We start from the raw sequence: 13,624 nt of genomic DNA on the forward strand, positions 1-13,624 counted from the left end.
GCCAGGTAGGGAGTCACTGTATCTCTTACAGGGCAAGACTTTCACTTGCATCCAAGAGTCAGTTAGGATTTAACTTTTCCGGTTAGTTCCGGTTAGTTTTCCCCGCTGGTTATGTATTAGCCAGCGAACGAATCGCACCCGTGTTTCCATTAATTCCACTTCCAAAGAAGTGCAAAGATTGAATTCGAAGCAATGGCAACTGGGGCAACAGGCAGTTTCCATTAATTCCACTTCCAAAGAAGTGCAAAGCCTCTTCCCAAGAGGCTGCTGGATTCGTTATGAATCAACGTTTCCATTAATTCCACTTCCAAAGAAGTGCAAAGGTGGGGAGAGCCAGTCCAACCGGGCTGGCCTGCCCGAGTTTCCATTAATTCCACTTCCAAAGAAGTGCAAAGCGTCAAGGGGATATCCTCTACGGTGGAAATGGAGGTTTCCATTAATTCCACTTCCAAAGAAGTGCAAAGGGTCTCACAAAGGATGTCCGACCTCACCGGCACCCCTGTTTCCATTAATTCCACTTCCAAAGAAGTGCAAAGTTTTCATAGAAGACATCGGACTGAATAGTCCCTGGGAGGGTTTCCATTAATTCCACTTCCAAAGAAGTGCAAAGACTGCCGCACAGAGACAATCTGTGTGGAAGAAGAATAACGTTTCCATTAATTCCACTTCCAAAGAAGTGCAAAGAAAAAATTAGTGTGTAACGAAGGAACACACAAATACAATCCGTTTCCATTAATTCCACTTCCAAAGAAGTGCAAAGAAGCGAAGCAGGTGTAAACATTGCCCCCGCTCAAATGGTTTCCATTAATTCCACTTCCAAAGAAGTGCAAAGTTCCAATACGAAACGGGCGAAACTTTTCGTTTCACGGTTTCCATTAATTCCACTTCCAAAGAAGTGCAAAGAATGGACCCGTTGACAAAAACACGGGTATGAATCCTGGTTTCCATTAATTCCACTTCCAAAGAAGTGCAAAGTAGGTCGTCCTGCCAGTGATATCACCGGCACAGTCAAGTTTCCATTAATTCCACTTCCAAAGAAGTGCAAAGCTATTGACTTTGCCACAGTGTGTCGAACATACTGGGCAGTTTCCATTAATTCCACTTCCAAAGAAGTGCAAAGGGTACTCCTACTGTGACCCCGTTGGCTAATCCTTCTACCGAGTTTCCATTAATTCCACTTCCAAAGAAGTGCAAAGTTTCTTGCTGCCCTCCTTGGGGCAGTGGTGTACGAGTTTCCATTAATTCCACTTCCAAAGAAGTGCAAAGCTGCAAAGGCATCTTGTACTACCTGTGGGAAGGCAGTCAAGTTTCCATTAATTCCACTTCCAAAGAAGTGCAAAGCGATGCCGGCAACGACACCCTGGTTTCTGGTCAGGGTTTTCCATTAATTCCACTTCCAAAGAAGTGCAAAGCGAGTGCGGAGGCTCTGGAAAAAGAGACGAAAACCGCAGTTTTCCATTAATTCCACTTCCAAAGAAGTGCAAAGAAATAGTCCAAGAGTTGCAAAACGCAACAACAACTGAGCAGTTTTCCATTAATTCCACTTCCAAAGAAGTGCAAAGCAGAAATCGTCACGGATCCTAGTCTCTGTCGCTGGGAGTTTTCCATTAATTCCACTTCCAAAGAAGTGCAAAGCAATTGAGGAGGGTCAATATTCTCTTTCCTTCTGTGTTTTCCATTAATTCCACTTCCAAAGAAGTGCAAAGGGAGGTTCAGTACTACAATACTGAAGAAGAAGCTAGTTTTCCATTAATTCCACTTCCAAAGAAGTGCAAAGCCGTTATGGACACATCAGAACTAGTCAAGTCTGGCTTTTTCCATTAATTCCACTTCCAAAGAAGTGCAAAGCAGTGGAGGCATTTTAGCTTGCGCCCCCGCAGTATTTGTTTTCCATTAATTCCACTTCCAAAGAAGTGCAAAGGATTTAGGCAACGATGTCCTTTATGGGACATTCGGGTTTTCCATTAATTCCACTTCCAAAGAAGTGCAAAGGGTGCGGGTTTCTTTCAACTAATTACGGACTACAATCCCTTTTTCCATTAATTCCACTTCCAAAGAAGTGCAAAGGCTTGCCTGCTGAGAGGCTTACCCTGAGCTGATTATACACCTGTGGATCTGAGGGGGTCAAGGTTTTGTAGCGACAGTTGCATGATTTGGGCTGGAATTTGGGAAAACTGGTCACTGGAAACCCTGTCCTACAGGGTAATCTGAGGGGGGTAACGAGAGAATGAGGGTTTCAGGAGTTGCCTACCCCCCTCAGATGCTTATCATTTATTGTTTTATAATAAGTAAACTTAATTTTTACGGGTTTAGAGGGACCGATCGCCGGGGATGAAAGTTTTGGGGTCTTCAGCAACCAACGGATCCCCGGTTGTCCTCAATCTATCAGATACAAGCATTACCCCAGGGACGGATTGGTGACTCCTGCTCTTAAAGCAGTATTAAACAACAACAAACAACAAATGACGAACGACAAATGACAAATGACAAAATTACATTAAACAATAGGTTTTTTACCCATCAATAGATAGGTTAACATTTCTCCTTTGCCTTTGACGGGAATCAGACCCCGGTTTTCAAATAAAAAATCATTAGCTAGACATTCATAAGTAGAACTTGTGACTTGAATCCGTCCGGGAATGCCGTGAGATTCCATTCTTGAAGCGGTATTAACCGTATCCCCCCATAAGTCATAACTAAACTTTTTAGTGCCAATGACGCCAGCTTCCACCGGGCCGGTACTGATGCCAATCCGCATGGCAATAGTTTCGCCATGATTCGTTCTTAACTGGGTTGTAGCGTCGAGCATATCGAGGGCCATTTGCGCGATCGCCTGAGCATGGTCCGGCCTAGGCATGGGCAATCCCCCGACCACCATATAGGCATCGCCAATGGTTTTAATTTTTTCCAACCCATATTTATCCGCCAACTCATCAAACAGCGAGAAAATATGGTTAAGAAACTCCACCAATTCCGGGGGAGATAAATGAGAAGAAAGCTGGGAAAAGCCGACAATATCAGCAAACAGAACCGTCACATCCGAAAAATTATCGGCGATCGTTCGTTCCCCGGCCTTGAGCCGTTCCGCAATCGGTTTGGGTAAAATATTCAGCAACAGTAGTTCCGATTTAGCCTGTTCATCTTGTAACTTTTGTAAAACCGCTTGTTCTTGGTCGCGTAGGCGTTTTTTCTCCAAAGAGGCACTAATCCGAGCTTTTAATAAAACCGGATTAAACGGTTTAGAGAGATAGTCTTCTGCGCCCAATTCAATGCATTTGACTACACTATCAATATCATCCACAGCGGAAATCATAATGACCGGGATATGGCGCAGACTCGGATCGGCCTTAATTTCCTCTAAGACTTGATAGCCATTAAGATGGGGCATCATAATATCGAGCAGCACGAGGTCGAATGGCTCGGCTCGGATTAATTCGAGTGCCTTCAGTCCATCTTCTGCAATTTTGACGTGGTAGCCTTGCCGCTTCAAGCGGCGACAGAGGAGATCGCGGTTGGCTTCAACATCATCAACTACCAGCACCGAGGCTTGGTCAAGGTTCATGGCATCGACTCTTTAAAATCTAGCAGGCTCGAAATAGCAATCGGGCAGGGGTTTAATGGGGTTAACCCATGAGGAACTGGCGATCGCCTCTAAGAGACGATGGGGGTTCCGTTAGCCCTGGGATCCTGGAGATCCGGCAGGAGATAGAACGTATTGATACCAAATCCGGGGGTCAAAGTTCGGGTTTGAGGGTAGCCTTTGTCATAGGCTTTGTCTGTGTCGCCGCACCCGAGCGGGTGTAGGGGGGTTCAGACAGAGGAGAACCGAAGGGAGTATCAGAGGAGTTTTGGGCGATCGCATCATGGCATTAGTGTCCGCATAGCTGGGTTTACTGAGAAATTAAAGGAGCAAATCAACCCCTGATGGCGTTTGCTCTCTCGCCGTGGTGCAAGTGATTCGGCGAAATACCGTTTCTCGATGGAAACTTCCTAGGATTCTACCTATTTCTTGAAGGTTCTATCCGACAGCCAGAGAATTTCCCAGGGGAAATGCCTGGGTTGAGCATTAGGGCTCAGGCTGAACTGGGACAGTCCGCAGACGGACCGTAAAAGTGGAGCCCACTCCCACTTGACTGCTAACGGAGATTTCACCTCCCATCATCTCGCAGAATCGCTGAGAAATGGCTAATCCTAAACCTGTGCCGCCATACTTGCGCGTCGTAGAAGGGTCCGCTTGGGTAAAGGCGTTAAAAATTTGATTCATTTGTTCGGGACTCATGCCAATCCCGGTATCCGTCACCCGAAAGATAATACAGGGAGACAGAGGCCCCAAAGGGTCATCGTTGACCGGGGAAGCCGGAGTTGCCGGGGTAGAATCTGTCCCGCTCGGGTCCCCAGACTCCCCTAGGGAAGAATTTGGGGGGGTCTGGGGAATCCAGCAGAGGTCCCGAGAAACTTCAAAGGTAATGGTGCCGTGGGTGGTGAATTTAGCGGCATTACTCAAGAGGTTTAATAACACTTGGCGGATTTTTGTCAAGTCTGCATATAAGGTTCCGATATCAGGTGGACAGATTGATTCTAATGTATTGTTATTTTTTTGAATCAAGGGTTTAGCGGTGGCGATGACATTATCAAGGAGAGTCTGGATCTCGAAGGTTTCTAAATAGAGTTCCATCTTACCCGCTTCGATTTTGGAAATGTCTAAAATATCGTTAATCAGAGCGAGTAAGTGTCTCCCGGCAACTTGGATTTTTTGCAAATCTGGGATAAATTCTTCAGACCCTAAATCTTCGGATTCTTCGAGGAGAATTTCGCTGTAGCCGATAATGGCATTGAGGGGGGTTCGCAGTTCGTGGCTCATGTTGGCCAGAAAGGCACTTTTAGCGCGGTTGGCAGCTTCTGCGGAGGCTTTGGCTTCTTGTAATTGCTGGGAGACTTTCTTGCGATCGGTGATATCATTGAGGGTCCCGGAAAGGCCAATAATTGTGCCATCGGGAGAGAGTCTTAGCCTCGCATAAACATCCATCCAGCGGCGATCGCCGCTCTTGGTCAGATAACAGACCTCATGGCGGCAAAAGTCAGTCTGCCGCTGAACTAATTTTTGGAATTTTTGTTGAGTCTCCGGGTGATTGTCGGGATGAATATAGTTTAAAAACGGCGTCCCGAGACTTTCTTCGATACTGTATCCGGAGATTTCGGTCCAAGCCGGGTTGAGGAAGGTCCAGCATCCATTGGGGTCGGTTTGAAAAATGACTTCTTGAACCGTATTCACCACGGACCGATATTTTTCTTCACTTTCTTGGAGAGAGGCGATTAATTGCAGTTTTTCCGTTTCGGACCGCTTGCGGGCAGTAATATCTCGGACGATCGCCAAGGCTTCCTGTTCTCCACTGGCCACCACCCGGCTTTCATAACTAAAGACCTCTTCGTTAATTATTAAGTCATATTCAAAAATTTCAATTTCATGACTTGATAAAGTTTTTTCCAACGCATCCATACAATGCGCCACAACTTCTTGGGATAATAATTCACTTAATTTTTTACCTAAAAATTGGCCGGTTAAGTTTCCAAAATCAATGCCTTTTACAGGTTTGAAGTCCAGAATCGTTTGTTTGCGATCGAAGCGAAACATTAAATCCGGCATGGCATTAAGCAAGGCGCGATTTTTGGCTTCGCTTTTGCTCAATAAGGACATAGCGTGTAACATTTGGAATTCTGAGCGCTTGTGAGCGCTAATGTCCTGCACCGAACCCAGCACTTTCTTCTTCAGTTCTTCTCCGGGGTTTTCAACGGTTCGGGCGGAATCGCGCAACCAACAAATCTCACCGGATTTGGTAAAAATTCGGTATTCTAAGACCGCCCCATTTTCCACGAGCATTTCTCGCTCGAATTGCCGAAATTTAGGCAAATCCTCGGGATGAATTACCTGATGCCAGCCGCCTTTTTGATTGATTTCCTCGCGGGTATAGCCGGTGATTCGTTTAAAGGATTCAGTGACCCATTCGGCGATCGGTTCACCGTTATCATTGAGGGTCATGGAATAGACAAAATCCGAAGCCAGTTCAGAAATAGTCCGATAGCGGGCTTCACTTTGGCGCAAGGCTTCTAAGGATTTGGTGCGTTCGGTAATATCGGTTAGGTAACCTTCTAAGGCAAATAATTCTCCAGTGACGGAGAAAATCCCCCGTCCTTGTTCCGAAATCCATTTGGTTTCTCCGGTGCGAGTGATGATGCGGTAAGCGCATTCAAAGGGCTGTTGGTTTTGTAAACTGGATTGGACCTTTGCCCAGAGTTTGTCTCGATCGTCAGGATGGATGATTTGGGAAAAAGAAATCTGGCGATTATCGATGAGTTCTTCGGGAGTATATCCCGTTAAATCCATACATCCATAACTGACAAATTCCATTGTCCAGTTGCGGTCATTTTTAGAGCGATAAACCATGCCTGGGAGGTTGCTCATCAGGGTAGCTAGGGTTCGTTGGTTTTCAGTCACGGTGGCAATCAGCAATTTTTCCAGCTCTTGGGACCGCTTGCGATCGCTAATGTCTCGCACCGCTGCCACTCGGACTCCTCCCACATCATTTAAAATTTCTTTTCCCTGAATTTCTACGGCAAAAATCGTCCCATTTTTTTTCAAAAGCTCTACTTCACAAGGAGTTTCATCTCTTAAAATCAGCATTTTTAAAGCAACTTTTTGAGAGTTCGGAGTTAAAAAATCAAAGGCATTTTTGCCAATCAACTCTTCTTCGGAATAGCCACTCATTTTCACGAGGGCTTGATTGACATCGATGATTTTGCCTTGGATATGAATGATGATGCCTTCAAAGGTGGCTTCGGAGAGTCGGCGCAATCGGGCTTCGCTGTCGCGTAAAGCGGTTTCGATTTGCACCTGCTGAGTAATTTCGCAAACCAAGGCAGCGACTCCGATGAGTTCACTGGACGGATTGAGTAGGGGAAGGATATTCCATTCACAAGTTAGGATTTGGCCGTCTTGGGTGCGATTTTCTAACCGCCAACGCTGTTTACAGGGGTGGGTTAAGAATTGATTCCACTGGTTTTGGAAATCAGGACGGGCATTTTCGGGGATGATTGCCGTGAGTAAAGGGGTGGCGATCGCTTCGGTGGCATGATAGCCAAATAGGGTTTCCGCTGTGGAATTCCAGGTTTGAATTTCACCGTTGAGGTTCAATTCAATCACGGCGACTGGGAGATGATTCAGGTAAAATGCCAGTTGGTCTGTGCTGGGAGTTCCCGGGGAGGGGACGCCAAAGCTGTCCCTGGGGACGGGACTATGGCGCAAAGACGCGGGATCGGTGGTTTTCTGGGCGATTTTTAATTGTCCCCAAGTCCACCCCATCCAGCCGAAGAAGAGGGGGTTGAGGTCTAGGATCCAGTGGAGTGGATTGGTGGTATGGACTTGGGCGATCGCCCCAAAAGACCAGTCCACCTCTCGAAGCCCAATATCCAGAATCCATGCAGTGACTGCGATCGTGCCACCCAAGAGGATTCCCCCCAGGGTATAAGCTTGAATCAGCCCCCCCCGGTGATGTTGGGGGGTGGAGTTCACATCTGGATTGGGCTTCAAATTTGGGGCTGATAAATTAATAGGCATCTTGATGAGATCTCTTTGGCGAAGAGGGTGGGTTTGACTTGAACTGTCCTGTTTAGAGTTCCTCTCTTGTCATCAACGGGATATGATCCACTGCTTTCCTAACCGCTATTTTTGAGTCCCGATACTAGACGATCTCAAGGAAGTGAAGCGCTGACCTCAATTTCAGACAATCGGCGGCAGTGAAATTGCCATTTATGATCGCAAAAATTTCTGCCCAAACCGGCAGGTACTTTGCATCATTGATTCACCTTTTTTCTCTCCTTTGTTCTCGCCTTATTTCACGAATCACGGATATTTACTAAGATTCAGGTTGAGAGCAACCCAAAAATCAGGAAATAACCCAGACTGGCAAAGGGGGATGAATGAATCATCGGGAAAAATCGAGGTTGTACGGATGAAGGCGGCTGCCCTTTTATTCAAATCTCCTGATTTTAAGATTCACCCAGAATCCCCCTCCATTAAAAATCCCCAGTTTGCGTCTGGAGAACTCAGAATCTTTAAAAATATCACTCAAAATTTCTGTGGACTGATAGAAATCCCATTCATTACTGAAAAAGCGTGAAGAAATTGACCCCGTGGCGATCGCACCCCTAAAATTTTTCTCATCCATTCTCCTCATTCAACATCGGAGTGCCAACAGCATCCTAAACCGTCGGTTGCTTGGAAATATGTAACTGAATTTTTTCCAATAACCGAGGAAACTCCACGGGTTTGGTGTCATAATCATCGCATCCTGCCGCCAAACATTTCTCGCGATCGCCAGACATGGCATGAGCAGTTAATGCAATAATCGGGATCCACTGAGTATCCGGTGCCGCTTTAATTCGCCTGGTTGCTTCCCACCCATCCAATACCGGCAAACTCATATCCATCAAAATCAAGTCAGGTGTTTCGGCATGAGCCATTGTGACGCCTTGTCCGCCATCGACGGCTACGATGACCTCATAGCCACGACGCTTCAGACGACGCAATAGCATATCCCGATTCATCTCATTATCTTCTACCAACAGGATCTTATGCATTGCTTTCGGGTTCCCTTTGCTCCCCTTACTGTATGCCTTCCTTAAGGCTTTGTAGCATAACGCTCATTTCCGCGCATCGATATGATTGCCCAGTTTCAACGCCAAGGTTGCTTTTTGGCGCGAATGGCTTAAAATCTGAGCGGGGTCAATCTGAATGCCCGGTTTGGCATGGAGCGTGTTGTTCTGTTCTCCCCCCGGCGATCGTCCCCCTAATTGGGGCATAGATCTCCCGTCTAGGAGCCATTTTCTATAAACTTACAAACCTATATCCCTCTGCAACAATATTGCCCAAGCTTGTTTTGCAGTCACAACGATCCGCTCCTCCTCCAATGCCTCTCTTAATTTACTTTACTCGATCGCCACTCTTCCACAAGCCATAGAATTGAACTAACTCAACCGTTCGATCCGAGGCACACCTCCAGAACCCGCGAAGTTGTCCGGATCCCCATTCTCCCCCACCCCACCCCTGGATCCCAAGATCTATCGATCTATGTCCTTACCCACCCCCCCTGTTAGCGATTCAGTTGTAGAATTTTGGGATGTCACCTTTCGGGTGAATCACCGCAATTTAGTCTCCAATTTGAATTTTAAAGTCAACCGTGGTGAAGCCTTAGTCCTGATCGGACGCAGTGGCAGCGGCAAAAGCACCACGATCGCCCTGATGGATGCGCTCAAAATTCCCACCCAGGGCGAGGTCCTCGTCGAGGGCAAACCTACCACTCAATGGGACCCGATTCAGTTGCGGCGACGCATGGGTTATGTCATCCAGGACATTGGTTTATTTCCTCATTTCACCGTGGCTAAAAATGTAGGGCTCGTCCCGGCACTTCAGGGATGGGACCGCGATCGCATCCAGAACCGCGTCACCGAACTCCTCGAACTCGTCGGTTTAGAACCCCAACATTTCCTCAACCGCTATCCTCACCAACTCTCCGGGGGTCAACGTCAGCGCATCGGCGTCGCCCGTGCATTAGCAGCCGATCCCCCCGTCTTGCTCATGGATGAACCCTTTGGGGCCTTGGACCCCATTACCCGTCTGGAACTCCAACGGGAATTTAAACACCTGCAACAGCAACTCGGCAAAACCGTAATATTTGTAACCCATGACATCCATGAAGCCCTGCGCTTGGCAACCCGCATCGGCTTGATGCAGGATGGCAAAATGGTCATGTTAGGCAGTCCCACAGAATTTTTGCAATCGGAACATCCCGAAGCTCAAGCCTTTATCCGCTGCCTCCCCACTCCTTCCTTCGATGGAACTGCTGAGTTTTAGGCGTTCCCGGGGACAAGAAACCGGGTTTCTTGACAAAATCTCTGGGATGGCATCACAAATCTGGGGCAGAAACCCGGTTTCTCACCCATTGCGCTATTTTAGAGGACCAGAAACCGGGTTTCTTGACAAAATCTTGGTGAGGGAGTCATAAATCTGGGGCAGAAACCCGGTTTCTCACCCATTGCGCTGTCAATCCACCCTTGTCAACTCTATCAGCCTGAATAATGGATGAGTTTTTTCTGATTCGATATAGTGAAGAAATTTGGCGCCGGAGTGGCGAACATTTATTTTTAGTAGCGATCGCCATTACCATTGCCACCACCGTCGGGATTCCCCTCGGCATTCTGATCACCCGAAAACCCCAACTATCCTCGCCCATTCTCGGAATTGCCAATATCCTGCAAACGGTCCCCAGTTTAGCCCTTTTTGGCTTTTTAATTTCCGTACCCATCATTGGCGGAATTGGGGCAACTCCCGCCATCTTTGCCCTGACTTTATATGCCTTATTACCGATTATTCGCAATACCTACACCGGCATTGTTGGGGTAGACTCGGCTATTCGTGAGGCGGGAAGGGGCATGGGGATGACCGATTGGCAATTGCTATCCCAAGTGGAGATTCCCTTAGCAATGGGGGTGATTTTGGCGGGGGTGCGAGTCTCGACGGCTATTTCTGTGGGAATGGCGACGATTGCTGCTGCGATCGGGGCCGGTGGATTGGGGGCGTTGATTTTTCAAGGCATTTCGATGGTGAACAATCAACTGATTTTAGCCGGGGCAGTTCCGGCAGCGGCGATCGCCTTAATTGCCGATGGGGCGATCGGCTGGCTTGAACATCAATTAACGGTCAAAAAATGAACGTCAAACACTTTTTATTTTTAGCAGTTTGCACAGTTACTTTAGGAGGAGTTACCAGTTGCCAAACTGACAACTCCCGCCCTAGGGGAAGGGCCGATATTGTAATTTGCTCCAAAAATTACACAGAGCAAAATATCCTCGGAGAACTCCTCGCCCAACAGATAGAATCCCAAACCAATTTAACCGTCGATCGCCAGTTAAATTTAGGCGGCACATTCCTCTGCCATGATGGTCTCCGAACCGGCCAAATTGATGCTTATGTTGAATATACCGGCACAGCATTTACAGCAATTTTAAAAAATCCCCCCATCTCCGACGCGGAAGCGGTTTACCAACAGGTCAAACAAGCCTATCAAGACCAATTTAACTTAACCGTCATGCCTCCCCTAGGCTTTAATAATACCTTTGCCATCATGGTTCGAGGAGAAGATGCACGGAATTTAAACTTAAAAACCATCTCCGATGCGGCGGAACATACCCCCCAATGGCGGGCAGGATTTGGCTATGAATTCATGAGTCGAAAAGATGGCTTTCCCGGCTTGGCTGCCACCTATCAGTTAACCTTTGCTCGTCCTCCCGAAATCATGGATTTAGGATTAATGTATCGGGCATTAGTTTATAAAAAAGTCGATTTAATTGCCGGAGATTCTACCAATGGATTGATTGACAGATTGGAATTAGTTGTGCTAGAAGATGATAAAAATTATTTTCCCCCTTATCAAGCGGTTCCCATTGTTCGGACTGAAACCTTGGAAAAACATCCCGAGTTAGAAGTGGCAATTCTCCAACTAGCGGGATTAATTTCTGAAGCCGAAATGCAACAAATGAACTATCAAGTTGATGGGGAATTTCGCCGCTATGATGAAGTAGTGCGGGAGTTTTTGGCTTCTAAACAGTCACCGGAATCCGGGAATGAATCAGAATAGACTGGGGGAATACTTAGGGTATTGCAAGAAATAAATCATCCAAATGCGATGCTTAAGGAACTAAAAAGACTTTCTTAGCCCGCGCAGGCACCGCTTCGTCCTGTGAGCCTCCACCCTTGAGGGTGTGGGTTTTTGGGTATTTTATTTTTTGGAGTTCCCTTAGTTAATCCGGTTTCCCTATTTCTGGAAAATCATATTCGGCATTTTCCCGATCCAAAATAAGCGAGTTGCAGTTACACCCATCAAGATTGCACCTGTAAGAAAACAAGCACTATATCCATAAGAAACAGCCATCATTCCGCCTACCAAACTGCCGACAATTGTGGCAATGCCTATCAAGGAATTATAGGAACCCATTGCGATCGCCTCCTGACCTTTGGGGGCAAGCTTGGCAACGATGGTGGTGCTAGAAATACTAATGGCGGCCCAAGTTAAGCCAGTTAAGAGGTGCGCGATGCCAACAATGGGTAAACTCAGGGGATGGACAGGCATCACCGCCACGAGGGAGAAAATCAGGAAAACCGCAACTCGGATGGCAGTTGCCCAAGCTTGTAGCTGAACCCCTTTGCGTTTTTGGATAAAACGGGCCATTGGCAGATAAAAGAACGCCTCGATCGCCGCTTTACCCATGCTGATTAGTAAAACTTGGGTATTGGTTGCCCCTAAATGGGTGGTGAGAAAAATCGGAAAGGGGACAAAGACGACATTTACTGCAAAGAAAAAGACTGCTGCACAAGCATAGTAAAGCAGCAGGGGACGGGAGAGGTTATGAATTAGCTTAACCGGCCAGGACGGATGCAGGATAAAATACAGCATTCGCGAGGAATAAAACATCGCCCGTCTTTCAATCACTGCTACAGAAAGCAAGTCCTGTAAATCGGGCTGATACTGGCGCTGTTCTGAACTTTTGCGCGGTTCTTTTACCCATTTCCAGCAGAGAATCAAGCTGACTGTTGCGGCACAACTGGCTAAGAGTAACAGCGATCGCAGTCCCAGACTCGTCCAATGGAGGGGAATGAAGGCTAACCAACTGGCCCCCAACAGGACGCCCCCGACAAAACTCCAGCCGGAAATCTGATAAAATCGTCCAAAAGCACTGGCCCAGCGTTCTTCGGGGTTGCCATCAATGACTAGGGCGGAGGCAACTGGGGTAATGGCGGCCATCAGAAATGCCCCTAGGGTAGAGAATATCATGACTTGCTCGATTCCCTGGGCGATCGCCGTGAGGGCGGTACAGAGGGCAAACCCACAAAATCCCAGGATGAGGAAGGGACGGCGCAGTTTGAGGCGATCGGACAGGTTGCCCCAGACAATAAAGGCAATGACACCGGCAAGGGAAGTCAGGGAATGGACTCGTCCCACATCGGTTACAGTGCCATTGACGGTTTGAACGATAAATAACGGCAGTAGAGTGATGAATAACGCTTCGCCTAATTTATAGGGGACAAAGCCAAAAAACCAAAGCGGTACCGTGAGGTGCGATAACCGGAAGGGGTTGATCAAGGAAAGATTCATCGGGTCAGTATGGGTTGTAGGGTCACAAAAAAAAGAGCCAACAGCACTTCTGAAGACTTGCAAAATAAAAGTAAAATTGATATGAGTTGACGCTGCTTACCCACTCTCATCTGACGCAGCTATTTGGCTCAAAGTGCCATTGTGTAAAGTCTACGCAAAAATACGGAGCATGGGGAGCCGCCTGTTTAATCTTTTGTTTATTATTAATACCTGCAATCTTATTTGGGTTCCATCCGGGCCGATCGCCTCCTTCATTTTTCCGGCAATTGCGATCGAGATGACTGCCACAAAAAAACCCGCCGTAGCGGGTTGGATGAGTCTATAAAAACTAGCCCTGTCAAGGTGGTATTAATGACGAAAAATCGTTATTTCTTGTAGGGGCGCAATGCTTGCGCCCTCCGGAGGGCGCAAGCATTGCG

The 13,624-nt window shown here is 47.2% G+C and carries 9 protein-coding genes and 1 CRISPR repeat array; of the genes, 3 read left to right on the top strand and 6 right to left on the bottom strand.

Features of this window, described 5'->3' with window-relative positions; genetic code table 11:
* Positions 1 to 143: 143 nt before the first annotated feature.
* A CRISPR array of direct repeats spans positions 144 to 2,067; the repeat unit is 34 nt; unit sequence TTTCCATTAATTCCACTTCCAAAGAAGTGCAAAG.
* Between the two features lie 430 nt (positions 2,068 to 2,497).
* The 5 genes from NG833_RS21060 to NG833_RS21080 all read right to left on the bottom strand — a co-directional run bounded on the left by NG833_RS21060 (position 2,498) and on the right by NG833_RS21080 (position 8,856).
* Entirely contained in the window at positions 2,498 to 3,562 is a 1,065-nt protein-coding gene (locus tag NG833_RS21060) for an adenylate/guanylate cyclase domain-containing protein (protein WP_254567236.1), read from the bottom strand.
* A gap of 504 nt (positions 3,563 to 4,066) precedes the next feature.
* Complete coding sequence (locus NG833_RS21065; RefSeq protein WP_254567237.1) at positions 4,067 to 7,612, bottom strand: PAS domain S-box protein; 3,546 nt, start codon at positions 7,610 to 7,612, stop codon at positions 4,067 to 4,069.
* Between the two features lie 412 nt (positions 7,613 to 8,024).
* Complete coding sequence (locus NG833_RS21070) at positions 8,025 to 8,222, bottom strand: hypothetical protein (RefSeq protein ID WP_254567238.1); 198 nt, start codon at positions 8,220 to 8,222, stop codon at positions 8,025 to 8,027.
* A gap of 34 nt (positions 8,223 to 8,256) precedes the next feature.
* Complete coding sequence (locus NG833_RS21075) at positions 8,257 to 8,634, bottom strand: response regulator (RefSeq protein WP_015148449.1); 378 nt, start codon at positions 8,632 to 8,634, stop codon at positions 8,257 to 8,259.
* A 63-nt stretch (positions 8,635 to 8,697) separates the two neighbouring features.
* On the bottom strand, positions 8,698 to 8,856 hold the full coding sequence (locus NG833_RS21080; RefSeq protein ID WP_254567239.1) for a hypothetical protein: 159 nt from the start codon (positions 8,854 to 8,856) through the stop codon (positions 8,698 to 8,700).
* Between the two features lie 268 nt (positions 8,857 to 9,124).
* Between NG833_RS21080 and NG833_RS21085 the strand changes: the two genes are divergently transcribed.
* The 3 genes from NG833_RS21085 (at position 9,125) to NG833_RS21095 (ending at position 11,690) form a co-directional block, all read left to right on the top strand.
* A complete protein-coding gene (locus NG833_RS21085; protein ID WP_254567240.1) occupies positions 9,125 to 9,907 on the top strand; it encodes an ATP-binding cassette domain-containing protein in 783 nt (260 codons plus the stop codon).
* Positions 9,908 to 10,131: 224 nt separating this feature from the next.
* Positions 10,132 to 10,764, top strand: coding sequence for an ABC transporter permease (locus NG833_RS21090; RefSeq protein ID WP_254567241.1), 633 nt, complete (start codon positions 10,132 to 10,134; stop codon positions 10,762 to 10,764).
* Positions 10,761 to 11,690, top strand: a complete 930-nt coding sequence (locus NG833_RS21095) for a glycine betaine ABC transporter substrate-binding protein (protein WP_254567242.1) — start codon at positions 10,761 to 10,763, stop codon at positions 11,688 to 11,690. Before NG833_RS21090 ends, NG833_RS21095 begins: the two co-directional genes overlap by 4 nt.
* 177 nt (positions 11,691 to 11,867) lie before the next feature.
* Here NG833_RS21095 and NG833_RS21100 read toward each other — a convergent pair whose 3' ends face one another.
* On the bottom strand, positions 11,868 to 13,205 hold the full coding sequence (locus NG833_RS21100; protein ID WP_254567243.1) for an MFS transporter: 1,338 nt from the start codon (positions 13,203 to 13,205) through the stop codon (positions 11,868 to 11,870).
* Between the last annotated feature and the right edge of the window lie 419 nt (positions 13,206 to 13,624).

The organism is Oscillatoria sp. HE19RPO, from assembly GCF_024220515.1.
In the GTDB taxonomy this organism is placed as follows: domain Bacteria; phylum Cyanobacteriota; class Cyanobacteriia; order Cyanobacteriales; family Laspinemataceae; genus Laspinema.

Excerpts from the sequence above, each read along its gene's own strand:
- NG833_RS21060 (WP_254567236.1), bottom strand. The coding sequence starts at position 3,562 with ATGAACCTTGACCAAGCCTCGGTGCTGGTAGTTGATGATGTTGAAGCC.
- NG833_RS21065 (WP_254567237.1), bottom strand. The coding sequence starts at position 7,612 with ATGCCTATTAATTTATCAGCCCCAAATTTGAAGCCCAATCCAGATGTG.
- NG833_RS21070 (WP_254567238.1), bottom strand. The coding sequence starts at position 8,222 with ATGGATGAGAAAAATTTTAGGGGTGCGATCGCCACGGGGTCAATTTCT.
- NG833_RS21075 (WP_015148449.1), bottom strand. The coding sequence starts at position 8,634 with ATGCATAAGATCCTGTTGGTAGAAGATAATGAGATGAATCGGGATATG.
- NG833_RS21080 (WP_254567239.1), bottom strand. The coding sequence starts at position 8,856 with ATGCCCCAATTAGGGGGACGATCGCCGGGGGGAGAACAGAACAACACG.
- NG833_RS21085 (WP_254567240.1), top strand. The coding sequence starts at position 9,125 with ATGTCCTTACCCACCCCCCCTGTTAGCGATTCAGTTGTAGAATTTTGG.
- NG833_RS21090 (WP_254567241.1), top strand. The coding sequence starts at position 10,132 with ATGGATGAGTTTTTTCTGATTCGATATAGTGAAGAAATTTGGCGCCGG.
- NG833_RS21095 (WP_254567242.1), top strand. The coding sequence starts at position 10,761 with ATGAACGTCAAACACTTTTTATTTTTAGCAGTTTGCACAGTTACTTTA.
- NG833_RS21100 (WP_254567243.1), bottom strand. The coding sequence starts at position 13,205 with ATGAATCTTTCCTTGATCAACCCCTTCCGGTTATCGCACCTCACGGTA.